Annotated in this window: 2 rRNA genes; both read left to right on the forward strand. The window is 45.2% G+C overall.

Annotation, left to right across the window (positions count from 1 at the left end):
- Positions 1 to 157, forward strand: a 16S ribosomal RNA gene (locus L5M17_RS22945); the annotation flags it as partial.
- A gap of 411 nt (positions 158 to 568) precedes the next feature.
- Positions 569 to 771: ribosomal RNA gene (locus L5M17_RS22950) — 23S ribosomal RNA — on the forward strand; the annotation flags it as partial.

The raw sequence follows: 771 nt of genomic DNA on the forward strand, positions 1-771 counted from the left end.
GGCCTTGTACACACCGCCCGTCACACCATGGGAGTGGGCTGCAAAAGAAGTGGGTAGCTTAACCTTCGGGGGGGCGCTCACCACTTTGTGGTTCATGACTGGGGTGAAGTCGTAACAAGGTAGCCCTAGGGGAACCTGGGGCTGGATCACCTCCTTACCTATACGACTAACTTAATGTTTGGTCGAAAAATGCTCCTGCATTTTCGACATTCGGTACATCCGTGTACCTTTTGAGTGTTCACACAGATTGCTTGTTTAGCTTCTCTCACGAGAAGTCAGAGCGAAACATCCCTCTTGCAGGTAGATGTTGTTCTTTAACAATTTGGAAAGCTGATAGTATTTAATTGCATGAGTCTGTCRTGTGATTAATTACAAAACGTTTAATGCGMAAGCATTGAACATGAGTTCTCAAACACTTTATTAAGTGTCTTGAATATTCAAWAGTAAATTATTCTTTATTGAATAGTTTACGTCTAAGGCGCGTCCACTTCTTTGGTCAGAAGTGAGACAAGTAAAACCAAGCTGGTCGCAATGCGACGCAGGTGAGTGAAACTCATTTGGGTTGTATGGTTAAGCGACTAAGCGTATACGGTGGATGCCTTGGCAGTCAGAGGCGATGAAGGACGTAGTAACTTGCGAAAAGCGTTGGCGAGCTAGTAACAAGCATTTGAGCTAACGATGTCCGAATGGGGGAACCCAGCAGCATAAGCTGTTATCGCAACATGAATACATAGTGTTGCGAGGCGAACGAGGGGAACTGAAACATCTAAG

It is taken from the genome of Shewanella sp. SW24, from assembly GCF_025653395.1.
GTDB lineage: Bacteria > Pseudomonadota > Gammaproteobacteria > Enterobacterales > Shewanellaceae > Shewanella > Shewanella oncorhynchi.